This is a genomic window from uncultured Alteromonas sp., from assembly GCF_963976965.1.
In the GTDB taxonomy this organism is placed as follows: domain Bacteria; phylum Pseudomonadota; class Gammaproteobacteria; order Enterobacterales; family Alteromonadaceae; genus Alteromonas; species Alteromonas naphthalenivorans.
The window spans coordinates 297,500-323,855 of the sequence record NZ_CAXBMP010000001.1 but is presented as its reverse complement, the minus strand read 5'-3'; the positions used below and the strand labels follow the sequence as shown (position 1 = coordinate 323,855).

Sequence of the window (26,356 nt, the reverse complement as noted above, 5' to 3'; positions counted from 1 at the left end):
AATGTATGATTACTTAGATAACGCGTTATCTAAATCTTCAATTTTTGCTTTCCAAATAGCAGGTCCAGTTTCGTGCGCGTTAGCGCCTGTGCTGTCTACTGCTACGGTAACAGGCATGTCTTCCACATCAAATTCGTAAATGGCTTCCATACCTAAATCTTCAAACGCCACTACCCGTGACTTCTTGATAGCTTTAGAAACCAAGTATGCTGCACCACCTACGGCCATTAAATAAACTGACTGGTGCTTGGCAATAGATTTCACCGTTGCAGGGCCACGCTCTGCTTTGCCTATCATACCGATAAGGCCTGTTTTCTCTAACATCATGTCAGTGAATTTATCCATACGAGTGGCAGTAGTTGGACCCGCTGGGCCTACTACTTCATCGCCAACCGCATCAACAGGGCCTACGTAATAAATGAAGCGGTTGGTTAGGTCAACACCTTCAGGTAAACCTTCACCGTTATCAAGCATAGTTTGAATACGCTTGTGCGCCGCGTCACGGCCAGTCAACATTTTTCCAGAAAGTAATACGGTTTCACCTACTTTCCAGTCTTGAATGTCTTCTTTGGTCACATCATTAAGGTTAACGCGACGGGTGTTTTCACCCACTTCCCACGTTACCTCTGGCCAATCTTCCAATTTAGGCGGCGTAAGTTCAGCAGGACCTGAGCCATCTAAATGAAAATGTGCATGTCGGGTTGCTGCACAGTTAGGGATCATCGCCACAGGCTTAGATGCCGCATGGGTAGGCAAAGACATAATTTTAACGTCTACAACGGTAGTTAATCCACCTAGGCCTTGAGCACCAATACCCAATTGATTCACGCGCTCGAAAATTTCAACACGTAGCTTTTCATCTGTGGTTTCTGGACCGCGAGCAATCAACTCTTGAATATCTACCGGATCCATTAAGCTTTCTTTAGCCAGTACAGCCGCTTTTTCTGCTGTACCACCAATGCCTATGCCTAACATGCCAGGTGGACACCAGCCAGCGCCCATAGTTGGCAACGTTCTCACTACCCAGTCAGCAATATTATCGCTAGGGTTTAACATTACCATTTTAGATTTGTTTTCTGAGCCGCCGCCTTTTGCCGCAATCATCACCTCAACTTTTTCACCTGGCACCATATCAATGTGCACAACTGACGGTGTATTGTCTTTGGTATTGGTTCGCGCGCCCGCAGGGTCTGCAACGATAGAAGCGCGCAAGGGGTTATCTGGATTTAGATAAGCGCGGCGAGTACCTTCATCAACCATCTGTTGAACAGTCATGTCAGTTTTATCCCATGTCACACCCATGCCTACTTTTACAAAGCAGGTCACAATACCGGTGTCTTGACATAAAGGACGCTTGCCTTCAGCTGACATTCTAGAGTTAATAAGGATTTGTGCCATCGCATCTTTAGCTGCTTGGCTTTCTTCTCTGTTATACGCTGCTTCCACGGCTTTAACGTAGTCGAGCGGGTGATAGTAAGAAATAAACTGTAGGGAATCTTCAATGCTATCAATGAAGTCCTGTTGGCGGATAACGGTCATGACATCCTCTTTTTTTATTTTGCTTTCGTGGTCTTAGCCTGCTAAAAAAGCGTATACTAGCGCATCTGTTGGCACCGTACCATGTAAAATATGGGTGAAGCTTTGCGATAAAACAAACTTGTGCAGGTAAATTTAACGCGCTTCGCTAACATTAGCAGATTGATAGCGTGCTAATACTGTTGAATTAACCTTCCAGTACCCATTTAACGCAGCTTCAATGCCGACAACATTCTTCTTAACCTGATGTATAGAGTTAGTTTTTAATGCCCGCAACATCGCAAGTTACCATTACGCCAATCAGCACATCGCTTTCCCTTATAGATATTTTTGAGCGGGTTGCCCACAGCGCGGGAGCCGTTTTGCTTGATACCTGTGGCTCCACAAAAAGCAATGGTCGCTACAATGTGATGGTATGGGAGCCTAGCGCTACCGTAACGGCCAAACACGGTGAAGCCCCTCTAGTGCAATTAGATGGCGAGAAGGCATTCACGACTGACCTTCAGCCTTTTGAAGCCGTCACGCACTATCTTCATGGCACAGTGACCAACCTTAAGGTAGATGAGACTAGCCAATCATTAGCTAAACAACTCCCTTTTATTGTAGGCGTAACGGGTTTTGCTGGTTACGATGCAGGGCGCTATTACGAAAAGCTTCCAGCACATGCAGCGCAAACCTATACCACCCCAGATTTTTCTGTAGGGCTTTACTTGTCATCTTTAATTGAGGATACGGTTACCGGTACCTTGTATTTTTGCTCGGCGACAGGTGAAACCACGCCACCTGACTTTGTCATCCAGCCCAATTTTGCTACTGATTTTGAAGATAGTGCTGATACTGGCGATTTTTGCGAAGAAAGTGACCATATAGGCCGTGTCTCTTTAGCCTCTATCAATGATGAGAAAACACAAGGTGATGATATTGCTAAAACGCCGTTTTCATTAACCAGTGATTGGAAATCTAACCTAACAAAAGAAGCCTATATTGACCGTATTGAACGAATTCATGACTATTTAAAAGCGGGCGACTGTTACCAAGTAAACATGGCGCAGCGTTTCACAGCTGCATACACGGGCGATTGCTGGCACGCTTATCGCGCCTTACGAGAAAGTAACCAAGCGCCCTTTTCTGCATTCATTCAGTTAAAAAACAGCACTATTTTAAGTATTTCCCCCGAACGCTTTATTAGTGTTAAGCAGGGCGTGGTGGAAACTAAACCTATAAAAGGTACACGCCCACGGTTTAGTGATGAAGCTAAAGATGCACAAAGTGCTCAGTCTTTGCTGACTGCATCGAAAGATCGTGCGGAAAACCTTATGATTGTTGATTTACTGCGTAATGATCTTTCAAAACACTGCAAGCCTCATTCAGTAAAAGTACCTGAGTTATTTGCCTTAGAAAGCTATGAAGCAGTGCATCATTTGGTGAGCACGGTTGTCGGCGAACTTAACGACGATGCAACGCCATTAGATTTACTTGCCTCCTCATTTCCTGGCGGTTCTATTACAGGCGCACCTAAAATTAGGGCGATGGAAATTATAGACGAGCTTGAAGTACATAGACGCAATATCTATTGCGGCAGCATTTTTTATATGGGCTTTCGTGAAGATATGGACTCAAGCATTTGTATTCGTACGCTGCTTGCGGAGAATAACCAGCTGCATTGCTGGGCTGGTGGTGGTATTGTTTTAGATTCAGTGGCTAATGACGAGTACAAAGAAACCTTGGATAAAGTGTCTAAAATTCTGCCAGTGCTAACCTCCCACTTTGGAGCGGGCCGTGAACAGAGCTGATTTCCTCCGCCAATTTCACCATTTGCGTCAAACGCACCGAGAGCCCGATTACCCGCTTAAATCTAGAGGTAGGCCTGCTGCGGTATTAATTCCTTTAATGGATTATGGTAATGAGCTGACGGTATTACTCACAGAGCGTGCACATCACTTACGTCATCATCCAGGGCAAATTAGTTTCCCCGGTGGCGCAGTAGATGAAGTAGATAACAGCGTTTTTGATGCCGCTTTAAGAGAAGCCCGCGAAGAAATAGGCATGCCTTCTGAAAACGTAGAAATTATTGGGGTGTTACCCAATTACAGGACAGTAAGCGGTTATCAGATAGCCCCGGTTGTTGGTTTTGTTGAACCCAGTTTTACGCCTGTTATCGACCCTAACGAAGTAGAAAGTGCTTTCGAGGTGCCTTTAGCTCATGTACTGAATCGCAAAAATCATCTTATTCATACTGCTCGTAAAGGTAAGCGTTCATCGCCTATCTATTTTATTCCGTGGAATGAACATATGATTTGGGGTGCTACGGCTGCCATACTACGAAACTTGTCTCACCATATTCATCCTTAAGCTCACCTACTCTCAAACACACTTACCCTTGCGTGCCGTTAAATGTTTCTTTACACCACATTAGCAATTCTTATCAATTGATTAGGTTTTCTGTATTGTAGTTAAGCCCGTCTACATGCATGATCTAGGTATTAGTAATGTAGACTGGTGTATTTTTATGATTAGTGTTTTTGATATGTTTAGCGTGGGTATTGGCCCTTCAAGCTCGCACACCGTTGGCCCCATGCGTGCGGGTGCTGAATATGCTAAAACACTTGCAACAGACACCGCATTGTTTTCAAAAATCACTACGATTAAAGTGGAATTGTTTGGCTCTTTAGGTCAAACCGGTATTGGTCATGGTACAGGTAAAGCCGTTATTCTTGGATTATCGGGTGAAATGCCTGAAAGCATTGACGTGAATAAAATAGAGCCATTACTAGAAGACGTACGAAACCAAGAATCTTTGTACCTAAATGGCGAGAAGCCTATTTTATTTCCAAACAAAAACGCGATTGTCTTTCATCGCCGTAAAACCCTTCCTAAGCATGCTAATGCACTTACTTTTTACGTATATGAAAACGACACCCTGCTGTGCGAGCAAACGTACTACAGCATCGGTGGCGGTTTTATCGTAAAAGAAGAAGACTTTGATGCCACTAAAGCACATGCCGGTGCCGTTCAAGCGACTGTACCTTTTCCTTTTAAGTCTGGTGCTGCGCTGCTAGAGCAATGCAAAAATAATGGGTTAAGTATTAGCGCCCTTATGCTTAAGAACGAAACGACTTTTCAACCTGCTCACGCCGTAAAGCAAAAGCTGTTTGAAATATGGTTGGTGATGAAAGCCTGTGTTCAACGTGGCATCGACAGTGAAGGCATATTGCCAGGTGGTCTTAAAGTGGTGCGCCGTGCGCCGGCGCTTTATCGCCGCCTGCAAACTGAACATACTACCGACCCCATGCAAACCATGGACTGGGTAAACTTATTTGCATTAGCCGTAAATGAAGAAAATGCAGCTGGGGGCCGAGTGGTAACTGCGCCCACCAATGGCGCGGCCGGTATTATTCCTGCGGTTTTACATTATGTAGACAAATTTATTCGCCCAGTGGATGAAGAAGTGGCAAGCCGCTTTTTACTCACCGCAGGAGCGATTGGTATTTTGTACAAAGAAAATGCATCCATTTCGGGTGCTGAAGTAGGCTGTCAGGGTGAAGTGGGTGTGGCATGTTCTATGGCTGCGGGTGCGCTGGCAGAGATTATGGGCGGTACTGTACCTGCAGTAGAAAATGCAGCTGAAATTGGTATGGAGCATAACCTAGGATTAACTTGCGACCCCGTGGGTGGCTTGGTACAGGTTCCTTGTATTGAACGCAATGCTATGGGTGCAATTAAAGCGATAAACGCTTCACGGTTAGCACTGAGAGGCAGCGGCGAGCACAAGGTATCGTTAGATAAAGTCATTAAAACCATGCGTGATACGGGTAACGACATGAAAACCAAGTACAAAGAAACAGCACGTGGCGGGCTGGCAGTTAATATTATCGAATGCTAACCGTTAAATGAAATCACTGGCTTTAGTACACCAGTAGAGACAAAAAAGGCGATGGCGGTTTAAGTAAGAACACCGCAAATCGCCTTTTTATTCTGTTACGTATTTTCATACATAAACAGCTAATCCAAATGACCCGATTAACTTTTCAACGCTAAATTTGACTGTTTGGCTAATCTACCTTACTTAACCGGTAAGGTTACTCCTTTGAACATCTTTTCAACTTCATCATTGTTTTTCAGCATCATGGCTTTTTCAACTTTATCTTTTGTTAAATGCGGTGCAAAGCGCTCAATAAAGTCGTACATATAGCTTCGTAAGAAAGAGCCCTTTCTAAAGCCTATTTTGGTCGTGCTGTAATCGAACAAATGACTCGCATCAATTTTCACTAAGTCTGAATCGAGTTCATCGCTAACGGCCATGGAAGCAATAACACCAATACCCACACCTAACCGCACATAAGTTTTAATAACATCGGCGTCGGTGGCGGTAAAGACAATTTTAGGCGTAAGGCCCGCACGCTCAAACGCTTGGTCGAGTTCTGAGCGACCAGTGAAACCAAATACATAGGTTACTAGGGGGTATTTGGCGATATCACTAATATCGATAGAGCCTTTCTTCGACAAAGGATGGTCTTTATTGACAATTACACTTCGATTCCAGTGATAACAAGGCAACATCACCAAATCATTATATAAATGCAAAGCTTCAGTAGCGATAGCAAAGTCGGCTTCGCCCTTAGCGGCCAGATCACTGATTTGCGATGGCGTCCCTTGATGCATGTGTAAAGACACCTTCGGGTACTTGCTCATAAAACCTTGGATCACATCAGGTAGCGCATAACGTGCTTGCGTATGCGTAGTGGCGATATTTAGCTTACCTTGATCGGGTAGCGTATGCTCCCGTGCCACCGCTTTGATACTTTCTACTTTGGCTAAAATTTCGCGGGATATATTAATGACATCGTTTCCGGCATCAGTAACATGGGTTAGATGCTTACCACTACGCCCAAAAATCTGTACACCCAACTCATCCTCTAGCATTCTCACCTGCTTACTAATGCCCGGCTGAGAGGTATATAAACTTTCTGCCGTGGCAGAAACATTCAGATTATTGTTAAGTACTTCTACTATGTAACGTAGCTGTTGTAATTTCATGTAAAACATCGCTCCTTGTAACCAGTTGTGTACTATAACCTTATCGTTATAACCAAAACTACTAATAATTACGATAAGCTATTACAAAAGTGACAGATTAACCCACAAAATAGTAGGTAATTTTGCGCTAAATAAGTAATACTGAAAATGGGTTACCTACTGAATAATTGTTTTCCTTTATCCTTACAGATGTTTTAATTGGTACAACACCTTCAAATTTAAGGAAAATAACGGGTTTTATTCATATGAGTGAAAAAAAGCAACTTACCTCTCCTATCGACTTTTCGTCGGTGCTAGCTGCTGCTGTGCACGATATGAAAAATTCATTATTTCTTCTTATTCAGTCAATTGAAAATCTTTCTAATGATTTAGCCCCTGAAAATAGTAAAGCACGAGAGCAAGTAGCTAGTGTGCATTACGAAGCATCGCGGCTTAATACCAATTTAGTACAAATTTTATCACTTTATCGTGCAGAATTAGAAAGTCTGCCGATAACAGTAGATGAATGCTTTGTTAGTGACTTAATAGACGATGTAGTTGGGTCTAATAATATTTACATTGAACAAAAAGAAATTGTGGTTAAGGCGAATGTCGACCTCAATTTAAGTTGGTATTTAGATAGAGAGCTTATATACCTATTAATTAACGACGTATTGGTAAATGCCCTTCGGTATGGTACCTCTCAAATTTGTATTTCAGCACAGGTTGAAGATGACTGCCTACATATTTGCGTGGAAGATGATGGCATCGGCTATCCAACGTCTATGCTTGAGAAAAGTCACGAAGATTTAGCCGATTTTCAGCTTAGTCAAGGTAGAACAGGGTTAGGTCTTTTCTTTGCTAGACTTATTGCATCTGCTCACTCGCAAGGCAAACTGCAAGGAGAGATTTCTTTAAGCAATGGCGGTTCTCTTGGCGGAAGTGTATTTAGGGTAAAAATACCGTAACATTAACGCATAATAGTTTGGCAGTGAAAGCCAGCATATAATTCGAATTAAGTATTAAACGGAAATACGCGCATGTACATGATAATAATAATTCTGATTGTTGTATTACTGATAGCGGCAATCTTTATAAATGCTATGCAGCAACATCGCGCTAAGGCTGACTCGGAGCGTCGGGCAGATCTGGCTAAACAACGCGCGGTAATTGATGAAACAGAGAATGTTATTCTAGCGTGTTCAAACATGCCTATTTCAGGACGCATGTTACAAATCTTGGATAACCGAGTTTTAGGTGCGCTTAAAACCGTCAATGAGCTTGGCGGTACGCCAGAAACAAAACAAAAACTTGCCAATGCAGAGCAAAAATCCGCTTCACAAAACCCTGACTCGGTTAGCGCTAACGAATTCGTTTTACCCGATAATGACAAACTTATTATTCAGTACATTCAGGCTGTTAAAAAGCTTCGCATTTTACTTCGTTCAGAACACAGTAAAGGCAAAGTTGAAAGCAAAGTATTTTATGACGAAGACAAACAATTAGAACGCTTACAAATTAAGGTTAATGTTGAAACGCTAATCAAACGCGGCAGAGCTGCACAGCAGTCGAACATGTTAGGTTCAGCCCGTCAGTATTACGAAAAAGCAAAAACTGCGCTAGAAAATCAAAATCAGCAAGATGAATACACACAGTCTCGTTTGGCCACACTGCATGAATGGTTGTCAGAAATTCAAAATAATCTTAAAAGCGTTAACGCACAAGACAGAGCGAAGAAACAAGAAGAAGAGCGTGATGAATTGGATGAGTTATTTGCGCCTAAGAAAAAATGGTAACGCACCTGTTTATCAGCATTTGACACTTTACCTATGGTAGTGATGTAACACCTCAGTCCATAATGCTTGACCAGCCACTGACATATCACGCTTGGCGTTTTTCACCATGCCCACCCTTTTTACCAAGGGGTCTTCTTCCATTTTAAGCACGGTTAGCGCTATGCTTTCCATCGACGCAATGCACAGCGATGGCATAATAGCGATGCCTAACCCCTGCTTAATTAGCTGACCAAGGGTACCCAACTGCCCTGTTTCGGCAACAATAACGGCTTCACCCACGGTACTTATCTTCTGTTGCGTCCACATTCTTACTGCCGACCCCCTATTCATCATTACCATAGGGTATTCGATACACGTTTCCCAATTAACCGTTTTTGCTTTTGCCAATTCATGCTGGGGGTTCACCACCACGACAAAACAATCGTCGAAAAGAGGTGTGAATATAAGCCCCTCATTCTGCTGCGGTTCGAAGGTGAAGCCCATCTCGGCTCTGCCCTCTGATACTTCATAAATCACGTTCTCCATCACCACATCTAAAATACGCAGGTTAATATTGGGCGCAAGTTGGTGATACCGTTTAAGTAAATGCGGTAAATGTGATTCGGCAAAGGAAGGCATAGCCGCAATAGTTAGGCGCCCTTTAGCCATGGCGAAAAGGTTCTGAATATCACCAAAAGTGTCGTCCCAGTCCCTCATTATTCTGATAGCGTTAGGTAATAAGGCTTCACCTTCTTTGGTTAACGCCACATGCCTGGTGCTGCGACTAAACAATTTTCCGCCAAGCTGTTCTTCCATTTTCTTTATTGCAGACGAAAGGGCTGGCTGTGTAAGGTGAAGCTTAATAGCAGCCTCAGCAAAGGTACTTGATTGCGCTACGTGAATAAAAGCCTGCAAATTTCTGTATGAAATATTCATTCAACTAAGACCCACACCCTATGTTTGAAATGATAACCGACATGATAGCCAACACATTGACTTGCCCGTAATCCGAAAAATTAACAACCATCACTAACCACTCAATTAATAAATAAAACTTATTAATTGAGTGATTAATTCAATTTTACATAATTGATAACATTGTTGATACTTTTACTTAACACATTTTATCAAAGCTAAATTTAAGGGGAAGTACCATGTCGGGATTTGACAAAGTCGTCACTACCTATCAAGAAGCCATGGACGGGCTGACCGATGGTATGACAGTTATTGCTGGTGGTTTTGGGCTATGCGGCATTCCAGAAGGGCTCATTGCTCAAGTTAAAACCATGGGCACTAAAGGCCTTACTGTGGTTTCTAATAACTGTGGTGTAGATGGTTTTGGACTGGGCATCTTGCTGGAAGACAAACAAATTAAGAAAATGGTGTCTTCCTATGTAGGTGAAAACGCCCTGTTTGAAAAGCAATTATTAAATGGCGAGCTTGAAGTTGAACTTACACCGCAAGGCACGCTAGCCGAGAAGATGCGTGCTGGTGGTGCAGGTATTCCCGCTTTTTATACTGCTACTGGCTATGGCACGCCTGTAGGCGAAGGTAAGGAGGTGAAAACGTTTAATGACCGCCCTTATATCTTAGAAGAAGCCATTTCGGGCGACTTTGCCATAGTGAAAGCGTGGAAAGCCGACCGTTACGGAAACTGTGTTTATCGTCATACTGCACAAAACTTTAACCCTATGGCAGCCACCGCGGGCACAATTACAGTGGTAGAAGCAGAAGAGATTGTTGAACCAGGTGAGCTAAACCCTAGTGAAATTCATACGCCCGGCATTTATGTAAATAGAGTCATAAAAGGGGAATTTGAAAAACGCATAGAACGTAGGGTTGTTTCTAAAACTGTACAAAACACCACAGCAAAGGAGTCACAATAATGGCATTATCACGAGACCAAATAGCAATGCGTGTGGCTCAAGAATTCAAAGATGGCGATTATGTTAATTTGGGAATAGGTATTCCTACGTTAGCCGCTAGTTTTGTGCCTGAAGGCATTAGTGTAATGCTGCAATCTGAAAATGGTTTATTAGGTATGGGCCCCTACCCTCATGAAGATGAGCTAGACGCAGATATGATTAACGCGGGTAAAGAAACCGTTACCGCCATTACCGGAGCTTCAATTTTTAACTCTGCGGAAAGCTTCGCCATGATCCGTGGCGGCCACGTTGATTTTACCGTACTAGGCGCATTTGAAGTAGACGTAAACGGTAACATTGCGTCGTGGATGATCCCCGGGAAGCTTGTTAAAGGTATGGGCGGCGCTATGGACTTAGTGGCAGGCGCTAAAAATATAATTGTGACCATGACTCACACCGATAAACGTGGCAACCCAAAACTGCTTAGTGAGTGCACCCTGCCGCTAACCGGGGTAAATTGCATAACCCGAATTATTACCGATCTTGCTGTATTAGAAGTGGTGGATGGCGCCTTTTTACTTAAAGAACGTGCTCCGGGTGTAACAGTTGAAGATATACAAGCAAAAACCGGCGGCAAATTAGTTGTTTCGGAAAATGTGACCGAAATGCAGGTATAACTGCATTTTCGCCAAGGTAAACGCATAGCAAGCTTTCATAATATCGGCCTTTAAGGGATAATACGCGATGATATTATTCATGAGGCCGAATCTTGCTAGTTACTGACTTACCCGTTCATCACAAAATCATTACCAAACTCGAAAGTAGAAACTTTACCGAGCTCACTGAAATTCAGGAAAAAAGCATGCTTCCTGCTATTCAGGGTAAAGATATTATTGCCTCATCTAAAACGGGATCGGGTAAGACACTCGCATTTTTAATTCCGGCCATAAATAGAATGATGTCGCAAAAGGCGTTAAGTCGACAAGACCCTCGCGCGCTTATTCTTGCACCTACTCGCGAATTAGCGAAGCAAGTTTTCATAGAAGCCAAAACCATGTGTGCGGGATTGAACCTGTCTTGCACCTTGGTTGTGGGCGGTGAAAACTATAATGACCAAGTGAAAGCGTTACGCCGAAACCCACATATTATTGTGGGTACTGCTGGCCGGGTGGCTGACCATTTAAAAGATAAAAGCATATTTTTAAATGGCCTAGAGCTGCTTATTTTCGATGAAGCCGATCGCATGCTTGATTTAGGTTTTTCAGAACAGCTAAACATGATTAATGAATTTGCGAACCACCGTAAACGCCAAACCATGCTGTTTTCTGCCACATTGGATAGCATTGAACTTAATTACATGACTGCCCGTTTAACAAAAGCTGCTGTTCGCGTATCGGTAGGTGATTCAACGGCGCACCATGGCGATATTCAACAACAGTGTTTCTTTGCTGATAATATCGAGCATAAAGACGCCCTACTTCATCACGAAATTTCAAACCGTACTTATAACCAAGCTATTGTCTTTACCGCAACCCGTGAAGATACCGACCGTTTAACCACCATGTTAAACAAAGACAAGCTTGGAGCCATCGCCTTACGAGGTGACTTACCACAAAATCAACGTGCTGCAATTATGAGTGAGTTCGCCCGAGGCCAGCATTCTGTTTTGGTGACTACCGATGTGGCATCACGAGGTTTAGATTTATCTAAAGTTGGTTTGGTTATTAATTTTGATTTGCCCAAAAATGCGGACGAATACATTCACCGTATTGGTAGGACGGGACGTGCTGGTCAAAAAGGCGAAGCCGCTTCATTTGTTGGCCCTCGCGATTGGAAGAGCTTTATAGCACTGAAGGCACATTTACAATATGACCTAGAGTGCGAGGCACACGAAGCACTACCTGCTAAATTCAAAGGAATTAAAGCCCCTACGCCTAAACAAGATACGCAGAAAAATAAAGCCAGTAAGCAAGATGGCGCAGAAGCAACTGTTGCTAAGAAAGTACGCCGCGTAGACACCATGGCAGGTACAGAAATTGGTATGGCGCCAGTAAAACGTAAACCAAGAAAAGTAGAACTTGAACCTGAAGATGATACCGAATTTGAATCTGGCATTAACCTAGATAACAGTGCTGATGATGATTTAGATAATAGCGATAAAACTAGCTAGGTATAGTTGAAACCAGAAATATTTCTGGTTACAGATTTAAATTTTTGCAAGGGAGCCTAAGGGCTCCTTTTTCTTTTTTATTGCAAATAACATATCAATTTACTTAACCGCTGCCACAGCATTTTAAAAAATACATCTTATTCCCCTAACACACGATTTTGGTATTTTTTATTTCATGAGCAAAAATCACCATTAAGATTTGTTTTATTTTCTGGTGTTAGCGGTTAATCTGACAATATGAATAAAATTAAACACTTTATTTTGGGGTGTTTAGACAGGCCGCATTGGGGTCTCGTAAATTGTTAGTTTCCAAGCGGTATCCAATTATTTAAAGTAATGAATTTGAATTTTGTTACAGTAGAACTGCCTAAGTCGCCTGCGACTGTTAGTTAAAAGTTATGTGCTTCTCGGATATTTAGAAATGGAATTTTAATGAATAAACAAAGCAAAGTATTTCACCCAGTTACAAGAGCATGCGCAATGCTCGGTGCTGTTATTTGTAGCTTTTTCGCAGTCACTCTGTTCGTTTCTAGTCTAATTGCCTTACCCGATATTATTACTGCATTAATGGGCTGCTCCAAGGCTATTCTAATAGCTGCTCTTGCGTGGGCCTTTTGGTATGCGGCTAAATATAGTAAAAACCCTTTCCTCATCACACCATTTACCAAGCCGGAATAACGAATACATAATTCAAGGATGTATATGAACGCACCATACAACTCAATAAACTCGCTCACTACGTTCGTTGGAACGCATACACGCAGAGCCGCTTCGCTATTATGCCCTACGTGCATGCGCGCGGTATTGAAAAGTTAGGAACCAAGGATGGAACACTTAAAATTAGCAATGCCGGGCTTAGCCTTAATTGCGATTCAACTCATCGGAATAGTAGTTCCACAAATATTTTATCTAGTGAACCCTGTTTATTTATGGATTGCGATATGCACCGTAGGGCTTCCATGCTTATTCATTTCATTTATATTTTGGGCACTAAGACTATTAAAATTATTTAAAAAAACATATGTATTTAGAATTTTTCTAGCTATTTCTCTAATAATTACAACTATTCCATCAATGATTTTTTTTATTGAAGTCTGGCTTCACTTTAAACCGTCTGACGGTCCTGCTCTTGGTTATATGGGAATCTTTTATTTAGGCTACGCGTATTTGTGGTTGCCAATGTTGATTATATTAACTTTCTATGTAACAAAGGTTCCCAACAAGACACTTACAGTAAGACGATAAACGCATGGTTTTCGTTTATTCCTCACTAATCTTAACCGCATATATTAGACCTCATTGTGAGGCGTAATATGCCAACGGCAAAAACATTACTCGGCGGCGCGACTATTTGTAAGTTACATTTACGGGCAATTTAAAGCCCAATAAAACTCAAAGAGGGACAAAATGCCAATTAAAAAATGGATATTTCAATACAGCATCGCTTTGCCTCTAGTGTTCGCGTTACTTTCGAGCATTCAATACATTAAAGGACATACGGTTTATTACTCTTTGGTCTTTGGTTTGACTTGGTCTTTTATTTCAGTAGCAATATTCGCTACGCGCAGAGCATATAACTTTAAGAAAAATATCGACTGCCAATTATGTAACGACTTAACCCAAAGTGATTCACAACAAAAATAGGTTTGAACATGACTTATGGGTTATTTACCAAGTAAATTCACCTGTTACGCGGGCTGGGATTCAAACGTGTGTGCTGACTTGCTTCGCTAAAGACCGTATAAAAACGCTCCTTATTTAGAATAATATGTGTCTATAAACTGGAAGTGCGTACTATGAAAGAATGGCTTGAAAAAGTAGAAAACGCTTTATCTAAACCTCTGGAATCTGTAGATAGCAGCGATGAAATTCCTAGAGAGAGTATGTATATGCTCGCTCCTATTATTTATTCTCAGGTCCATAACATGAATAATGGGCAGTTGTAGAAGCAAATGAAAAAGATCACATATGGCCTTCACAAGAAATGTCAGTAGAAGTTATAGAGAGATTAAAAACAAAAGGCTTCCCCCATCCTTTTAAACATATCACTGTACCTAACGGAAATCATTTTCAACCTCAAAGTGATTTTCACCCGGAAGTGATTAAATTTTTGAATGAAAAATTCTTGCCTTACTGCGATGCTCATCACCAGAACATCGCCGTTGACTCCCAAAAGCATTTAGGCTCGTAAACTCTCTCGGACAATTAACAATACGCTATTGTCGCTGTGCTCAAGAATGCTTAAACTTATGTTCACGTTTTACAAGGATGATTTATGAAACCAGTACTTTTAATATTGTTATTAGGTCTGTATGCATGTTCTCCTTCCCCTGAAGATTTAGCGAATATAGCAAGTCAGCAGTTCAGGGAAAGTGGCGAAACAGAAGAGACCTGGCTACATGACGGTGAACTCCATTTTTCCACCGCATTAGAATGGCAAAAAGCTTCTTTTCAAAACAAACGGGCGACTTCTTCAGATTTTTTATTAGCACTCGACGAACAAGGGCGACTGGTAGTTAACATTTCTGATAATCAAAGTTTAAAAATACATAGCGAAGAACTTACCCGCAAATTAAACAAGCAATTTGAAATTATTGGTCCGGCTGTTGATAACAAAAACAAATATAAAGACCAATTAATTAGTGATGCCGTCGTTTTAATAGCATCTCAGAATGGTTGGCTAAAAAGTGTATAACAAATAAATCAACTAAAAATAAGCGGGGGTTTACGCTTTCTAGCCGCTAACTTGCTACATAATTAGTTTTCAAAATAGGTAAATAAATGGAACTCAATCAGGTTACTTTACCAGTAAGCAATATGGATGATGCTGTTTGTTTTTACTTAAAGCTTGGCTTCACACAAATTGTAGACACACCTCACTATGCTAGATTTTCTTGCCCAGATGGAAACGCTACATTTTCTTTATCTCATGAAAATGAAGTGTTTGAAAATAAGTCGGTGATTTATTTTGAGCACGAACACCTTGATGAGCTTCACAAAAATTTATCTCAAAAAGGTATTCAGTTTTTACAACCCCCTATTGAGCAAATTTACCTTTGGAAAGAGGCTATTCTAAAAGACCCTTCTGGCAATAAGATCAAACTCTACTGGGCGGGAGAAAACCGCTTAAATCCGCCGTGGAAAGTAGAAATACGAGAGTGACACGCGCTTGAAAGTACTCGTTAGATTGCTTACTTTAAATATCTGTAAATTATTTCTCGCCGTCTATTACGGCGTTTACATCAAGGAAGAATTGTAATGTTCGCCGTAATGTTTGAGTTCGTAGTAAAGACTGGGTATGAAGAGCAATTTCTTTCCGCATGGCCCAAAACCACGCAAGGTATTTTCCTATTCAAAGGAAGTCTAGGTTCTCGTTTACATAGGCATAAGAACGATACTTTTATCGCTTACGCTCAATGGCCAGATGAAGAAACCTATCGCCAAGCCGCTAAAATCGAGATGAGCGCTGCCTATGAACAGCAACGTCAATTAATGCGAGAAAGCCTTAATTTAGAATCAACAAAAACCTTGTATGAAATGGAAGTTGAAATTGATTACTTACATCGTAGAGTCTTTGATGTATAACAATAAATTAAGCAACGACTGACACGGCCGAAGTCGTAAATATTGTTGCCAACTGACTTCGTATAAGGTGTTTTAAGGGCTAAATTTATGGTGAAAGAAAAATGGTATAAAAACCCCGAGATGATAATTGCACTCACAGCGCTGTTTATTGGGCTGCTTACCGCTTTCATTTCAATTTACTCTGCTTACACTGACCGCGCTTATGCTAAAGCTTCGGTATGGCCCAAAATTGAAATTTTTAGAAGCCATAATGTTGATTCTTTTAGTTATGGGGTTGCTAATAAGGGAACGGGCCCAGCGCTCATCAAGTACGCAAAAGTTTATTCGGGTACGAAATTTCTAAAAAAGTGGTCAGAACTTCCAGAATTCAAAAATATATCTCAATCCCATTTAAACAATACTACTTTGCCGTCGGGTCACTCTATAACACCTCTAAAATACAAAGGTGAATCGGTTTCGGATATATTGGCTATAGATAATAATATTGAAATAGAGCTTTGTTATTGCTCAATTTATGAGGATTGTTGGGTAGTTGATCGCACAAATATAACCCAACCAGTCAATTCATGTTCAGTCCGCACTGAACACGCATTCTGGCAATGAAGTAATTCGTTAGAATCGCGCTTAGTCAGTTCTATTGTTGTGGTACCTGATGTAGCCAAATCAGATTTAGAGTTATCCAAAGTTGCATTGATACTTTATTTAGCTTACATATTACCGCCCTCATTGGGTTGTTATTTTCAAGGAAGATATGCGTAGCATCCAAATTTTAGGCTTGATTTGCACACTGTTTGCTTTAGCTATTACATATTGGGCAATGTTTATCATAACCCCCGCATCAACTGAATCTGCCGCAAGTTCGGTAGGCTTAGTATTAATGTTTGTTATTGTTCCTTTATTTGGGTTTTCTGCCACCCTATTAATCCCATCGTCCTTAGCTTTAGTAAACGCTAAGTTTAGAAGAGCAACCTTCTTCTTCGGTAAGTTTTGGTACTGTTTATGGGGTATTAATAGCTTTTTTTCATTGGCCTATTTAACCTTAGGATTATACTTTTCTTTCCTTTATCTTACTGTTGGTTATAGAAATTAATCTCACGATTCAAAATTTTAATAGCCATCTACTCAAATAATGGCTAATAGGGAAAAAGCCAATGAGACAGTTTCTTTTCAGTTTGTCTGTATCAACCTTGTTAGGTGCTGCTATTTTGTTTTTTTCACCCTATATTACCGGTGAAGTTGAGCCTTGGGACGCAGAGACTTTTTATTACACTGGCGCACTACTATTGGCAGGGTTTTTAGTGCTATTAGATCGGCACGTTTCTTATGAAAGCATTTTTATAGGCATTATGCTTGGACAAGCTATTTATATGTTTATTTTTATGCCAGTAGATTCACTGGTCGGGGTGGCCTTGGTTATCATGGCATTCAAGAGCTTATTGTCTTGTGTAGGTCTACTGTTAAAGTCAGCAATTAGTGACGTTTTGCATTTGATTAAAGGGAACACCTAACACTCGTTAAATATGTTCTCTCCCCACTTAGTCACTGTTTTAAAGATAAACTGAATCGCCTGTAAAAATTTAGAAAATATAATGAAGAGAATAAATGTAATTGGTACAAGTGGCAGCGGGAAATCCCATTTTAGCTATCGCCTCGCTAAGCATTTAAGTATTCCTTGCATCGAAATGGATGCACTATTTTGGCTGCCAAATTGGGAACATTTAGAAAACGACGAGTTTCTTTCCTTGCTTGAAGCTCATTTAGAGAAAGCGTCTTGGGTACTAGATGGTAATCAATCTAAGACAAACCACCTAAAATGGCAGTACGTAGATACAATAATTTGGTTAGATTACAGTTTCTATCATACGTTTAAACAAATTGTGGTTCGCTCAATTAAACGTTCATTTTCACAAAAAGAGTTGTGGGCAGGTACAGGAAATACAGAATCATTTAGACGTAACTTTTTCTCTTCCGATTCAGTTATTCTCTGGATGTTACAAAACTACTGGAAAACCAAACGTAAATACGCAACGCTTTTTGCCAGTCAAACATTAAAAGATGTTCGCTTAGTTCGTTTAACGTCCCCCCAACAAGCGGAACAATTTTTAGCTAATGTGTGAGTCATCTAGCCACAAATTAACTGTCCCTCTGTTAGCATCGCCTACCCTGCTGTTTTAGACGATTGTTGTACGGCGTTATTTAGCTGATTAAGCTCTTTTTCAGTAAGGTTTCGCCATTGGCCTGGCTTTAAGTTACCTAGCTCTAGATGCATAATGCGCGTGCGTTTCAACTTGGTAACTTCATAACCGAGGAACTCACACATGCGACGGATTTGTCGGTTTAAGCCTTGGGTTAGAATAATTGAAAACTGAAACTTACCACGAGCTTTTACCTTACACGGTTTAGTTACCGTGCCTAAAATGGGAACGCCTCTTGCCATTTTTTGTACAAAACGCTCACTGATAGGTTGGTTAACCGTCACTTCGTATTCTTTATCATGGGCATTTTCAGCGCGCAGAATTTTATTCACAATGTCGCCGTCACTGGTCAGAATAATCAATCCTTCTGATGGCTTATCGAGTCTGCCTACTGGAAAGATTCTCTGTTTGTGCTTGATTGCATCAATGATATTGCCTTTCACATGACGCTCGGTAGTGCAGGTAATGCCAATGGGCTTGTTGTATACCAAGTAAATGCGGTCCGATTTATCTTCGGCTACCGCTTTAACAAGCTTTCCATCAACCTTCACTTTATCGCCTTGCGCGACTTTGGTGCCTAGCTCAGGCAGCTTATCGTTAATGGTAACTCGATTTTGCTCAATTAATTTATCAGCTTCACGTCGTGAGCACAGTCCTGTATCACTGATATATTTATTAAGACGTTTTGTTACCTCAGAGCTCATGCTAAAAGTCCTTACCCTTTTTTCTAAACGACAACGTGAGTAAACCGTGCCGGTTGTATTCTCAACTTTATTACCGTTAACATTTACTATAAAAAAAGCGAGCTAAAAGCTCGCTTTTTTAACATTCAGTTAGTATTAATATTCCCACCAACACTCTTGCCACCACTCAAGGAATTCCTCAAAGTCGATATAGCCGTCGTTATTGCTGTCTATTAATTTAAAACCTTCCTGTACATGGCTGGCTTTTGTTTTTGGCGAAATAACGGTTAATAACTCGATAAACTCCGTTAAATCAATCTGACCATTACCATCTTGGTCGAAGAAGGTAAAATCTTTCTTTATTTCTTCAATTTTTTCGTCTGAAAGTTGAGCGGTCACGCGCTTTCCCTTTTTTTAGCAACTACATAGAGGGTGAGTGTAACGCCCTTATTGAGTAGTGTCTATGCCTGATTTTCTCTTGCTTTTAACGCGCGTTCACGTTGCAAACGGGCTTTTTCTTCACGCTTTTGTTCCATGGTGATCCGCGCCTCTGTACCCACGTGTTCTTGCTGTCTCATCTTGGCAAGGTTAACTTGTTTTTCACGTTCACGAAAACGAGAAAGTTGATCTTCTGTATGGGTACCAAAACAATGCGGGCAGCTTACGCCAGACTCATATTTCTCACTTTGCATGTCTTCATCTGTAATCGGTAAGCGACAGGCATAACATTGATGATAGTCACTTTTTTCAAGGTCGTGATTCACAGCCACACGATTATCAAATACAAAACAATCGCCTTCCCACAATGATTCTTCTTTTGGTACATCTTCTAAATATTGAAGAATACCGCCTTCCAGATGGTATACCTCGTCAAACCCCTGCTCTTTTAAATAGGCCGTAGATTTTTCACAGCGAATACCGCCGGTGCAAAACATGGCTACTTTTTTGTTTTTCTCTGGGCTTAATGTTTTAGCGACATATTCTGGAAACTCGCGAAAAGTCTCCGTTTTTGGATCGATAGCGTGCTTGAAGGTGCCGATTTCGATTTCATAGCCGTTACGGGTGTCTATCACGGTGACGTCGGGATCGCTAATTAACGCGTTCCAGTCACTAGGTTTCACGTACGTACCTACGGTTTTACGCGGGTCGATACCTTCAACACCCATGGTGACGATTTCTTTTTTAAGCTTGACCTTGGTGCGATAAAAAGGCTGTTCTTCGTGAAGTGACTCTTTACAAGAGATAGGATTAATTCGCTCGTCGGCGTTAAGATATTGGAGTAACCCATCAATACCTTCTCGCGTGCCTGAAACGGTGCCATTAATGCCTTCGCTGGCAAGTAAAAGCGTACCTTTAATGCCATTAGATTCCATGGCAGATAATAGTGGTTGGCGCATGGCCTCGAAGTTTTCAAGCGCAACGAACTTGTACATCGCGCAAACGATATATTTAGACATAGTAGTGTTTACCTTTGCTAGTTGGAACGTAAAACCAGTGCAAAAATGCGGCGCGCACTATATCAAACCAGTTTTAAAATTTCCAGTTAGGCAGCAAGAAAGGATTCAGACTGCTCAATAATGTCACTAAGCATTGTGTTGTCTTCATCAATAGAGGTGGAATAAGTAGCGGCAATGCGCTTTTGAGTGGCTAACGAACAGTTCGTAATAATATCTTGGCAAATTTTCTTTGCGTCATTCGTTTGTGCAAGAGGTACTGGGTGCATTTCATTGTGAAGGCGTACTTCGTCAAACTGCAGTGATGTGGACTCTTGTAGTGCTACTTGATGCGCTATTGTTAGAGACAATCGATTCATGTGCAACCAATCTGACTCACTCGCACATAGTGGTGCTCTACGGTAGAAATTAAGTGCTTCTAGCCGCTGTGTAATACCACTAGTGGCTTCGTCTTCGTTTGGGCTTTCTATCGATATAGTGTCGGCAAGTGCACTTTGTTGCATTGCCAAATACAAAGCAAAAAGCGTGGCATTACCCGCTGCTTTTGACAGCGTACCGTTCCATTCCCAAGCCATGCTGGGGTCTATGGATTTATGTACATTTATATCGTTATCAGACACAAAAATAGTAAGATTTAAAATTCATACCTATGGTGTCGGCAAGATAATGTTTTTCTTAAGCTTATTCTTGCCCTTATCGTTATTTTAAACAATCATATATAGAACCTCTCAAGTAGTTGAAGTGTCATGGTTATCATTGGATGAAAAATGAACTTTTCGGATAAGCAGGTGCTTATTGTTGAAGATCAACGCCCTTTTCTCTTACTGCTTCGTGGATTATTACACTCCATGGGTGCAAGTGAGGTTGTCACCAAATCTTCTGCGGAAAAGGCTCTGTCTCTTTGTAAAAAGCAAAAATTTGATATTGTTGTTTGCGATCTTCATTTAGGGGTAGACAAGAAAAACGGTTTCGAGCTTATTGAAGAGCTTAGAATAAAACGCTTAATTAAACCCACCACCGTGTTTATATTAATTAGCGCTGATAGTGCGCGCCCTGTGGTACTTGGCTCTATTGAACGACGCCCTGATGATTATCTTATTAAGCCTTTTTCGCAGGTACAACTTAAAACACGAATTACCCGTGCCTGGCAGAAACGGCAGTTTTTAGGGGCAGTATTACAAGAAGTGGCCAATGAAAATATCAACAATGCTATCGATTTGTGTGAAGATCTTATTGGTACCCCATCGCCCTACAAAGGTACCTGTGAGCAGTTGTTAGTTGAACTGTATTTGCGCCTAGATCAATACGACAAAGCACTGGACGTACTTTCGCCCTATTCCGAAGGAAAACCAATAATTTGGGCCAAAGTTGCATTGGCAAAAACCTATCTCGCCTCAGAAAAATACGATAAAGCCATTGGTATTGCCGAGGATATTATTAAACGCAACCGGTTTAATGCCGAGGCGCATGATGTATTGGCGAAAGCCAATGATGCAAAGAACCAAGGTGAAAATGCAATTACTGCGATTAAGCAGGCTATAAAACTTTCGCCCTTTTCGTTGCCTAGGCATTTCAGTGCATGTTCTATCGCACGAAACCATAACGATTACATTTTAGCCTCTACCTCTAGTTTGGCCATTTGGGACTTATCGAAAAGAACCGTGCATCAAAACAGCCTGCATTGGTGTGGGTTTATTCGAAGCTTGCTTGATGTCGCCGAATATACAGATGACAAACGTACACGAAACCGCTATCAACAAGAGGCTTTACTTGCCCTGCAACGAGGTAAATTTGATGAAAACATACTACGTATCGACGAAGACTTTGACGTCAGTATTTTTGGCAGCATCATTAACGCCAGAGTTAATGCTATTGATGGAAAAATGCTGGATGCAAAAAAGAACTTGGCGCAATCACAGGCTGCTATAGACGAAAAGTACACCACGCCGCCAATCGCATTTATTCCAGATAGCCTTAAAGTCATGTACGACCTTGGTGAATATGAAGATGCACTGCAACTTCAAGATATTATTAAGCAGCAGAATTTAGAATTCGATTCCAACAGTAACTTTTTATTGCATTCTGAGGCGACCAAAGCCCAACAAAATCTTAAAAATTATCAGCAGTTTAACCGTGAAGGCATTCAGCTTTATCAACAAGGACAGTATGAAAAAGCAAAAGACTCTTTTGCTCTCGCGCAAGGTTTTTCGCCGGTAAATACAGGTGTAGCGCTCAACTTACTGCAGTGCTTATTACAAATATTAAGCAAGAACCAAAAGCCAGATCCTGATTTATTTAAACAATGCCGTCGACTTTATAAACTTATCGACGACATGCCACTAAAGGCCCAACACGAAGAAAAATACTCCACGCTTCGCAACGACTTAGACACTTTTATGGGAACAACATAATGACAATAACCCAAACAAAAAAGATATGTGCACTTGCTAGCCTACTTACTGCTGTAGCACTTAATGGGTGCAGCCAAACACCACCTTGTGAAGACATTGTAGAAGTAAATCGCCAATTACATGTGTGCAAAAGTTTATCGAAAGTGATGAATGACAACCGCTATCCGCAGCAAGCTATGTCAGCGAAAAAACGTTATGAAAGTGAATGTGAAAACTTCAGATACTATCGAGATGATTACGACACTATTTGTAAAGGAGAGCAGCAAGCCATAGGTAAAAAGGCCCAAACGCAGGTTAAAAAGGAAAGTTTACCCGCCAAAGACTACTAAGTAGAAGATTCCTTTTTACCTAGCTTTATTAGGGAATGTCGTACATAAAACTTACATGAACAACTAGTTTTGATTGGCGGTGTGGTTTTGATTTAACCATGTTACGGTACGGTGTAGCGCCATGTGAGTAGTAACATCTTTTCAATGGGGCGTATAAGTACGCGAGAATAAGTAGGCGAGAAAAGGATACGAATATGTCTAAACGCGTTGCAGTGCTAACATCAGGTGGTGATGCACCTGGAATGAATGCTTGTATTCGAGCTATTGTTATAGCCTGTGAAAGGCTCGGATTTACGCTATTTGGTTATCAACATGGGTATAATGGCTTACTTGAGCAAGAGTACGAAATACTTGCGCTTCAAGCAACGCACAACCTCATTCAGCAAGGGGGCACCGTGCTGCACAGCGCCCGTTGTGAACCTTTCAAAACCGACGAAGGTGCGAAAACTGCTGCTACTAACCTCACTAAGCTAGAGATTGATACCTTAATTGTGATTGGCGGTGATGGGTCCTTTAAAGGCGCTGATCATTTAGCAGATTTCTGGCACGGTCAAATTATTGGTATTCCCGGCACAATAGATAATGATGTGGCTGGCACCGATGCTACCATAGGTTATTACACCGCTATCGATACCGTTGTTTCATCAATCGATAAAGTGAGAGACACAGCTGACGCTTTTGAACGTATTTTCATTGTAGAAGTGATGGGCAGACATGCCGGTTTTCTTGCGCTAAATTCCGCCCTCGCCTCGGCGGCCGATTACGTTATTTTGCCAGAAACCTTTCAACATTGTGACGCAGAATTGGATAAAATTACGGAGCAAATTGAGAAAAGAAGACAGCTTAAAGGCGCGGTTAGTTTTATTATAGTGGTGGCGGAAAATGTATGGCCTGGTGGACTTAACGATTTGGCTGACAAACTGGTATCCAAAACCCAGTCTGAAGTTCGCCCGGTTACGCTAGGCCATGTTCAGCGAGGGGGATCTCCGGTAAGTCAAGACCGGTTACTTGCCACTAAGTTAGGCACCTATGCAGTGAGTTTAGTGGGTAGTGACACCAACGGTATTATGGTAGGTGAACTCAATGGTACGCCGAGTGAGATTGCCTTAGCGGAAACATGGGAGAAGGATAAACCCCTAAACCCTTCCAGTATGGAAACCATGCTCACCATCATGAATGAGCGATATTAAAATAAAGCTAATTGAGTAATACAACACCAAAATGGTTACGCATAACCAAGCCTTATCTAGATATATCAACAAGTTACCTTAACTTATTGGTTAACACAAAAATGCCCGATTTCTCGGGCATTTTTAGGTAATCTTACTGTTCGCACAGCCAGTTTGTAGCTAACGTACTAAAGCTTTTAGCCTTACATTTTCATAGCGGCTTTTACTTTGTCTCTATGACTACGACTCACTTTTAGTTCGGTGTCATTTTGCAAAATAAGGTGATATTCACCGCTAATATGGCTTACCAATTTTTTCACGAAACGAATATTGGCAATGGCGGAACGATGCACTCTAACAAACCATTGAGGGTTAAGCTCTTGCTCAAGCTCTTTCATAGTTTTACGCATAATGTGCATGCCATCTAATGCGTGAACACACATATAATCACCCGCGGCATCTATCCACTGTATGTCTTGTACGTTCACCCTAGTGACTTCATAACCATCTTTAATGGCTAAAACATCTGGATAAGGGTTAGTTTCTACCGGCTCGCCATTGGCAAGCTTACGCAAGATTTCTTCGCAATCGTCGCCAGTAAGTTCGGCAACCAAATTCACTAAACGTTTAGACTGTTCATCTTGATGCTGTGTAGCGAAGTATTCTCGCACTTTCACTAGGGCATCTTTAAGACGCTCGTCGTCAGCAGGCTTTAATAAGTAGTCTAGAGCATGCACATCGAATGCTTTAATCGCATAACTGTCATACGCAGTAACAAACACGACCATAGGGATAGGTTGATTAAGCTCTCGTAGCTTATGAATTACCTGAAAACCATTTAGCCCAGGCATTTGAATATCAAGAAAGACTAAGTCAGGGCGAAGTTGTGAAATGCTACTTACCGCTTCTAGCCCATTTTGACACTCAGCAAGTACCTGAATGTCGTCATGACGTTCTAACCTAGCGCGAAGTCCACGGCGGGCGAGTGGTTCATCGTCTACCACTAAGGTTTTAATTACTTGCTTTGTCATGCGCATACATCCTTTACTTCATAGGGAATACGAATTCGAACCCGTACGCCCGACGGCTGATTATCTTCAATAGAAAATGCGAAATTGCGTTGATACAATGAATGCAATCTCTCTTTAATATTTGCCAGTCCAACACCATTTTCACGGCTTAACTGACCATCTATAATGTCGGCACCGGGCCCATTATCAGCCACATCCATTAGTAAATCGTTTCCAAACGCGCGGGCTGTTATAGCAATTTGACCGCCGTTCTCCATTTTAGAGATGGCGTGCTTAACAGCATTTTCAATAATAGGCTGCAATATCATGCTAGGAACAAGTGCATTCTCACACTCTTCATCGATATTCCAAACTACTTCTAATCTGTCATCAAATCGTACTTTTTCAATCTCAAGATATAACCGCAAGGCCTTTATTTCCTGGCCTAAAGGTACTCGTTTAATAGGGTCATTATCTAAAGAATAGCGTAAAAAGTCGCTCAAGCGAGAGACCATGGCCTCTGCAGTATCGTTTTCTTTTAATAACACTAAGGTAGAAATTGCATTTAACGTGTTGAACAAAAAGTGAGGATTAAGCTGATAACGCAGCATCTTAATATGCGCTTGATGAGCCATGGTGCTGGCTTTAAGGGCATTTTGCTTTTCTTTTTGTAACATCTGGAAGTTTTTAATGCCGAAGTAAACGCCACTCCAACAGCCCACCATGATGAGTGAATTAATCGTATTGGTAAAATACATATACCACGCATCGGGCCGATATCCGTGCTTGTAAATTTCCCAATAGTTTATGTTTTTAACCACAGCCCACAATAACGCTATCAAGTAACAGGACGCTATCACTGTCAACAGCATGTTTAACGGCGACTGTTTTCTTGCCCAGCGATAAACGTATCGCAATGGAATAGTTAGCAACCAGCCAGCGTACGCATTGAGTAATATTATAAATACCCAAATTGGTCGTACATCGTGAAGAAACGAGCCAATATAATAAATGATGGCAAAACCTGCCCAGCCTGCGCTGTGCAAAGTCCAAAATAACCTTTCGTTACTTTCAATAACGCGCTGAAAGCGGCTCACATGTTTACCAATGGTTGAATTGATTGATAGATTATACGCAAGGTAAGCCCCTTGCGGAGCA

General features: G+C 41.4%; 32 protein-coding genes. 21 read left to right on the top strand and 11 right to left on the bottom strand.

Annotated features, from left to right (window positions below; all coding sequences use genetic code 11):
* Positions 1-9: 9 nt before the first annotated feature.
* Positions 10-1,539: a fumarate hydratase gene (locus AAC006_RS01440; protein ID WP_339890554.1), complete on the bottom strand. Its 1,530-nt coding sequence runs from the start codon at positions 1,537-1,539 to the stop codon at positions 10-12.
* 132 nt (positions 1,540-1,671) lie between these two features.
* Entirely contained in the window at positions 1,672-1,815 is a 144-nt protein-coding gene (locus tag AAC006_RS01435; RefSeq protein WP_339890553.1) for a hypothetical protein, read from the bottom strand.
* Here AAC006_RS01435 and pabB point away from each other — a divergent pair.
* The 3 genes from pabB (at position 1,803) to AAC006_RS01420 (ending at position 5,419) form a co-directional block, all read left to right on the top strand.
* A complete protein-coding gene (pabB, locus tag AAC006_RS01430) occupies positions 1,803-3,329 on the top strand; it encodes an aminodeoxychorismate synthase component I (protein ID WP_339890552.1) in 1,527 nt (508 codons plus the stop codon). The genes AAC006_RS01435 and pabB overlap by 13 nt on opposite strands.
* A complete protein-coding gene (locus AAC006_RS01425) occupies positions 3,316-3,888 on the top strand; it encodes a CoA pyrophosphatase (RefSeq protein WP_013784054.1) in 573 nt (190 codons plus the stop codon). The genes pabB and AAC006_RS01425 overlap by 14 nt, the downstream gene beginning before the upstream one ends.
* A 157-nt stretch (positions 3,889-4,045) precedes the next feature.
* Positions 4,046-5,419 carry an L-serine ammonia-lyase gene (locus tag AAC006_RS01420; RefSeq protein WP_013784053.1) on the top strand — a complete coding sequence of 458 codons (1,374 nt, stop codon included), beginning with the start codon at positions 4,046-4,048 and terminating at the stop codon, positions 5,417-5,419.
* A gap of 179 nt (positions 5,420-5,598) precedes the next feature.
* Here the strand turns inward: AAC006_RS01420 and cysB are convergent, their stop codons facing one another.
* Positions 5,599-6,573 carry an HTH-type transcriptional regulator CysB gene (cysB, locus tag AAC006_RS01415; RefSeq protein ID WP_013784052.1) on the bottom strand — a complete coding sequence of 325 codons (975 nt, stop codon included), beginning with the start codon at positions 6,571-6,573 and terminating at the stop codon, positions 5,599-5,601.
* A 245-nt stretch (positions 6,574-6,818) separates the two neighbouring features.
* Here cysB and AAC006_RS01410 point away from each other — a divergent pair, with 245 nt between their 5' ends.
* Together AAC006_RS01410 and AAC006_RS01405 are read left to right on the top strand one after the other, a co-directional pair.
* A complete protein-coding gene (locus AAC006_RS01410; RefSeq protein ID WP_013784051.1) occupies positions 6,819-7,520 on the top strand; it encodes a HAMP domain-containing sensor histidine kinase in 702 nt (233 codons plus the stop codon).
* 72 nt (positions 7,521-7,592) lie between these two features.
* Positions 7,593-8,348 (top strand): hypothetical protein, encoded by a 756-nt coding sequence (locus tag AAC006_RS01405; protein WP_013784050.1) that lies wholly within the window; start codon positions 7,593-7,595, stop codon positions 8,346-8,348.
* A 27-nt stretch (positions 8,349-8,375) separates the two neighbouring features.
* Here the strand turns inward: AAC006_RS01405 and AAC006_RS01400 are convergent, their stop codons facing one another.
* A complete protein-coding gene (locus AAC006_RS01400; protein ID WP_013784049.1) occupies positions 8,376-9,263 on the bottom strand; it encodes a LysR family transcriptional regulator in 888 nt (295 codons plus the stop codon).
* A 218-nt stretch (positions 9,264-9,481) separates the two neighbouring features.
* Here AAC006_RS01400 and AAC006_RS01395 point away from each other — a divergent pair, with 218 nt between their 5' ends.
* From AAC006_RS01395 to AAC006_RS01345, 11 genes are all read left to right on the top strand, one after another.
* The gene (locus AAC006_RS01395; RefSeq protein WP_126872286.1) at positions 9,482-10,213 is read left to right on the top strand and encodes a CoA transferase subunit A; all 732 of its coding nucleotides are present in this window, start codon (positions 9,482-9,484) and stop codon (positions 10,211-10,213) included.
* Positions 10,213-10,869 (top strand): CoA transferase subunit B, encoded by a 657-nt coding sequence (locus tag AAC006_RS01390; protein WP_126872287.1) that lies wholly within the window; start codon positions 10,213-10,215, stop codon positions 10,867-10,869. The genes AAC006_RS01395 and AAC006_RS01390 overlap by 1 nt, the downstream gene beginning before the upstream one ends.
* A 92-nt stretch (positions 10,870-10,961) precedes the next feature.
* Complete coding sequence (locus tag AAC006_RS01385) at positions 10,962-12,362, top strand: DEAD/DEAH box helicase (RefSeq protein ID WP_339890551.1); 1,401 nt, start codon at positions 10,962-10,964, stop codon at positions 12,360-12,362.
* Between the two features lie 432 nt (positions 12,363-12,794).
* The gene (locus tag AAC006_RS01380; protein WP_185864150.1) at positions 12,795-13,040 is read left to right on the top strand and encodes a hypothetical protein; all 246 of its coding nucleotides are present in this window, start codon (positions 12,795-12,797) and stop codon (positions 13,038-13,040) included.
* A 147-nt stretch (positions 13,041-13,187) separates the two neighbouring features.
* The gene (locus AAC006_RS01375; protein ID WP_339890549.1) at positions 13,188-13,607 is read left to right on the top strand and encodes a hypothetical protein; all 420 of its coding nucleotides are present in this window, start codon (positions 13,188-13,190) and stop codon (positions 13,605-13,607) included.
* Between the two features lie 551 nt (positions 13,608-14,158).
* Positions 14,159-14,308, top strand: coding sequence for a hypothetical protein (locus tag AAC006_RS01370; RefSeq protein WP_185864151.1), 150 nt, complete (start codon positions 14,159-14,161; stop codon positions 14,306-14,308).
* 38 nt (positions 14,309-14,346) lie between these two features.
* The gene (locus AAC006_RS01365) at positions 14,347-14,553 is read left to right on the top strand and encodes a hypothetical protein (RefSeq protein WP_126872291.1); all 207 of its coding nucleotides are present in this window, start codon (positions 14,347-14,349) and stop codon (positions 14,551-14,553) included.
* Between the two features lie 84 nt (positions 14,554-14,637).
* On the top strand, positions 14,638-15,057 hold the full coding sequence (locus AAC006_RS01360) for a hypothetical protein (RefSeq protein WP_126872292.1): 420 nt from the start codon (positions 14,638-14,640) through the stop codon (positions 15,055-15,057).
* A gap of 86 nt (positions 15,058-15,143) precedes the next feature.
* A complete protein-coding gene (locus AAC006_RS01355) occupies positions 15,144-15,524 on the top strand; it encodes a VOC family protein (RefSeq protein ID WP_126872293.1) in 381 nt (126 codons plus the stop codon).
* A 96-nt stretch (positions 15,525-15,620) separates the two neighbouring features.
* On the top strand, positions 15,621-15,947 hold the full coding sequence (locus AAC006_RS01350; protein WP_256772372.1) for an antibiotic biosynthesis monooxygenase: 327 nt from the start codon (positions 15,621-15,623) through the stop codon (positions 15,945-15,947).
* 87 nt (positions 15,948-16,034) lie between these two features.
* Entirely contained in the window at positions 16,035-16,550 is a 516-nt protein-coding gene (locus tag AAC006_RS01345) for a hypothetical protein (RefSeq protein WP_126872295.1), read from the top strand.
* 120 nt (positions 16,551-16,670) lie between these two features.
* On the opposite strand, the gene AAC006_RS01340 is transcribed toward AAC006_RS01345, so the two are convergent.
* A complete protein-coding gene (locus AAC006_RS01340) occupies positions 16,671-16,862 on the bottom strand; it encodes a hypothetical protein (RefSeq protein WP_339890547.1) in 192 nt (63 codons plus the stop codon).
* Between the two features lie 236 nt (positions 16,863-17,098).
* Here AAC006_RS01340 and AAC006_RS01335 point away from each other — a divergent pair, with 236 nt between their 5' ends.
* Both AAC006_RS01335 and AAC006_RS01330 read left to right on the top strand, forming a co-directional pair.
* The gene (locus AAC006_RS01335; RefSeq protein ID WP_126872297.1) at positions 17,099-17,455 is read left to right on the top strand and encodes a hypothetical protein; all 357 of its coding nucleotides are present in this window, start codon (positions 17,099-17,101) and stop codon (positions 17,453-17,455) included.
* An 81-nt stretch (positions 17,456-17,536) separates the two neighbouring features.
* A complete protein-coding gene (locus AAC006_RS01330) occupies positions 17,537-18,064 on the top strand; it encodes an adenylate kinase (protein ID WP_339890545.1) in 528 nt (175 codons plus the stop codon).
* A 41-nt stretch (positions 18,065-18,105) separates the two neighbouring features.
* Here AAC006_RS01330 and rluF read toward each other — a convergent pair whose 3' ends face one another.
* From rluF to AAC006_RS01310, 4 genes are all read right to left on the bottom strand, one after another.
* Positions 18,106-18,846, bottom strand: coding sequence for a 23S rRNA pseudouridine(2604) synthase RluF (rluF, locus tag AAC006_RS01325; RefSeq protein ID WP_126872298.1), 741 nt, complete (start codon positions 18,844-18,846; stop codon positions 18,106-18,108).
* A gap of 135 nt (positions 18,847-18,981) precedes the next feature.
* Entirely contained in the window at positions 18,982-19,224 is a 243-nt protein-coding gene (locus AAC006_RS01320; RefSeq protein ID WP_013784036.1) for an EF-hand domain-containing protein, read from the bottom strand.
* A 62-nt stretch (positions 19,225-19,286) separates the two neighbouring features.
* A complete protein-coding gene (locus AAC006_RS01315; protein ID WP_288389424.1) occupies positions 19,287-20,282 on the bottom strand; it encodes a rhodanese-related sulfurtransferase in 996 nt (331 codons plus the stop codon).
* 86 nt (positions 20,283-20,368) lie between these two features.
* The gene (locus AAC006_RS01310; protein ID WP_288389423.1) at positions 20,369-20,854 is read right to left on the bottom strand and encodes a VC2046/SO_2500 family protein; all 486 of its coding nucleotides are present in this window, start codon (positions 20,852-20,854) and stop codon (positions 20,369-20,371) included.
* A 192-nt stretch (positions 20,855-21,046) separates the two neighbouring features.
* Between AAC006_RS01310 and AAC006_RS01305 the strand changes: the two genes are divergently transcribed.
* The 3 genes from AAC006_RS01305 (at position 21,047) to AAC006_RS01295 (ending at position 24,209) form a co-directional block, all read left to right on the top strand.
* Positions 21,047-22,690: a tetratricopeptide repeat-containing response regulator gene (locus tag AAC006_RS01305; protein WP_288389422.1), complete on the top strand. Its 1,644-nt coding sequence runs from the start codon at positions 21,047-21,049 to the stop codon at positions 22,688-22,690.
* Complete coding sequence (locus AAC006_RS01300) at positions 22,690-23,019, top strand: hypothetical protein (protein ID WP_208805564.1); 330 nt, start codon at positions 22,690-22,692, stop codon at positions 23,017-23,019. Before AAC006_RS01305 ends, AAC006_RS01300 begins: the two co-directional genes overlap by 1 nt.
* Positions 23,020-23,213: 194 nt before the next feature.
* Positions 23,214-24,209 carry an ATP-dependent 6-phosphofructokinase gene (locus AAC006_RS01295; RefSeq protein WP_208805565.1) on the top strand — a complete coding sequence of 332 codons (996 nt, stop codon included), beginning with the start codon at positions 23,214-23,216 and terminating at the stop codon, positions 24,207-24,209.
* 182 nt (positions 24,210-24,391) lie between these two features.
* Here the strand turns inward: AAC006_RS01295 and AAC006_RS01290 are convergent, their stop codons facing one another.
* Together AAC006_RS01290 and AAC006_RS01285 are read right to left on the bottom strand one after the other, a co-directional pair.
* Positions 24,392-25,219: a LytTR family DNA-binding domain-containing protein gene (locus tag AAC006_RS01290; RefSeq protein ID WP_339890544.1), complete on the bottom strand. Its 828-nt coding sequence runs from the start codon at positions 25,217-25,219 to the stop codon at positions 24,392-24,394.
* Entirely contained in the window at positions 25,216-26,295 is a 1,080-nt protein-coding gene (locus AAC006_RS01285) for a histidine kinase (RefSeq protein WP_338454243.1), read from the bottom strand. The genes AAC006_RS01290 and AAC006_RS01285 overlap by 4 nt, the downstream gene beginning before the upstream one ends.
* Positions 26,296-26,356: the final 61 nt, after the last annotated feature.

Excerpts from the sequence above, each read along its gene's own strand:
- AAC006_RS01440 (WP_339890554.1), bottom strand. The coding sequence starts at position 1,539 with ATGACCGTTATCCGCCAACAGGACTTCATTGATAGCATTGAAGATTCC.
- pabB (WP_339890552.1), top strand. The coding sequence starts at position 1,803 with ATGCCCGCAACATCGCAAGTTACCATTACGCCAATCAGCACATCGCTT.
- AAC006_RS01435 (WP_339890553.1), bottom strand. The coding sequence starts at position 1,815 with ATGTTGCGGGCATTAAAAACTAACTCTATACATCAGGTTAAGAAGAAT.
- AAC006_RS01420 (WP_013784053.1), top strand. The coding sequence starts at position 4,046 with ATGATTAGTGTTTTTGATATGTTTAGCGTGGGTATTGGCCCTTCAAGC.
- cysB (WP_013784052.1), bottom strand. The coding sequence starts at position 6,573 with ATGAAATTACAACAGCTACGTTACATAGTAGAAGTACTTAACAATAAT.
- AAC006_RS01410 (WP_013784051.1), top strand. The coding sequence starts at position 6,819 with ATGAGTGAAAAAAAGCAACTTACCTCTCCTATCGACTTTTCGTCGGTG.
- AAC006_RS01405 (WP_013784050.1), top strand. The coding sequence starts at position 7,593 with ATGTACATGATAATAATAATTCTGATTGTTGTATTACTGATAGCGGCA.
- AAC006_RS01400 (WP_013784049.1), bottom strand. The coding sequence starts at position 9,263 with ATGAATATTTCATACAGAAATTTGCAGGCTTTTATTCACGTAGCGCAA.
- AAC006_RS01395 (WP_126872286.1), top strand. The coding sequence starts at position 9,482 with ATGTCGGGATTTGACAAAGTCGTCACTACCTATCAAGAAGCCATGGAC.
- AAC006_RS01390 (WP_126872287.1), top strand. The coding sequence starts at position 10,213 with ATGGCATTATCACGAGACCAAATAGCAATGCGTGTGGCTCAAGAATTC.
- AAC006_RS01380 (WP_185864150.1), top strand. The coding sequence starts at position 12,795 with ATGAATAAACAAAGCAAAGTATTTCACCCAGTTACAAGAGCATGCGCA.
- AAC006_RS01375 (WP_339890549.1), top strand. The coding sequence starts at position 13,188 with ATGGAACACTTAAAATTAGCAATGCCGGGCTTAGCCTTAATTGCGATT.
- AAC006_RS01370 (WP_185864151.1), top strand. The coding sequence starts at position 14,159 with ATGAAAGAATGGCTTGAAAAAGTAGAAAACGCTTTATCTAAACCTCTG.
- AAC006_RS01365 (WP_126872291.1), top strand. The coding sequence starts at position 14,347 with ATGTCAGTAGAAGTTATAGAGAGATTAAAAACAAAAGGCTTCCCCCAT.
- AAC006_RS01360 (WP_126872292.1), top strand. The coding sequence starts at position 14,638 with ATGAAACCAGTACTTTTAATATTGTTATTAGGTCTGTATGCATGTTCT.
- AAC006_RS01355 (WP_126872293.1), top strand. The coding sequence starts at position 15,144 with ATGGAACTCAATCAGGTTACTTTACCAGTAAGCAATATGGATGATGCT.
- AAC006_RS01350 (WP_256772372.1), top strand. The coding sequence starts at position 15,621 with ATGTTCGCCGTAATGTTTGAGTTCGTAGTAAAGACTGGGTATGAAGAG.
- AAC006_RS01345 (WP_126872295.1), top strand. The coding sequence starts at position 16,035 with ATGGTGAAAGAAAAATGGTATAAAAACCCCGAGATGATAATTGCACTC.
- AAC006_RS01335 (WP_126872297.1), top strand. The coding sequence starts at position 17,099 with ATGAGACAGTTTCTTTTCAGTTTGTCTGTATCAACCTTGTTAGGTGCT.
- AAC006_RS01330 (WP_339890545.1), top strand. The coding sequence starts at position 17,537 with ATGAAGAGAATAAATGTAATTGGTACAAGTGGCAGCGGGAAATCCCAT.
- rluF (WP_126872298.1), bottom strand. The coding sequence starts at position 18,846 with ATGAGCTCTGAGGTAACAAAACGTCTTAATAAATATATCAGTGATACA.
- AAC006_RS01315 (WP_288389424.1), bottom strand. The coding sequence starts at position 20,282 with ATGTCTAAATATATCGTTTGCGCGATGTACAAGTTCGTTGCGCTTGAA.
- AAC006_RS01310 (WP_288389423.1), bottom strand. The coding sequence starts at position 20,854 with ATGGCTTGGGAATGGAACGGTACGCTGTCAAAAGCAGCGGGTAATGCC.
- AAC006_RS01305 (WP_288389422.1), top strand. The coding sequence starts at position 21,047 with ATGAACTTTTCGGATAAGCAGGTGCTTATTGTTGAAGATCAACGCCCT.
- AAC006_RS01300 (WP_208805564.1), top strand. The coding sequence starts at position 22,690 with ATGACAATAACCCAAACAAAAAAGATATGTGCACTTGCTAGCCTACTT.
- AAC006_RS01295 (WP_208805565.1), top strand. The coding sequence starts at position 23,214 with ATGTCTAAACGCGTTGCAGTGCTAACATCAGGTGGTGATGCACCTGGA.
- AAC006_RS01290 (WP_339890544.1), bottom strand. The coding sequence starts at position 25,219 with ATGACAAAGCAAGTAATTAAAACCTTAGTGGTAGACGATGAACCACTC.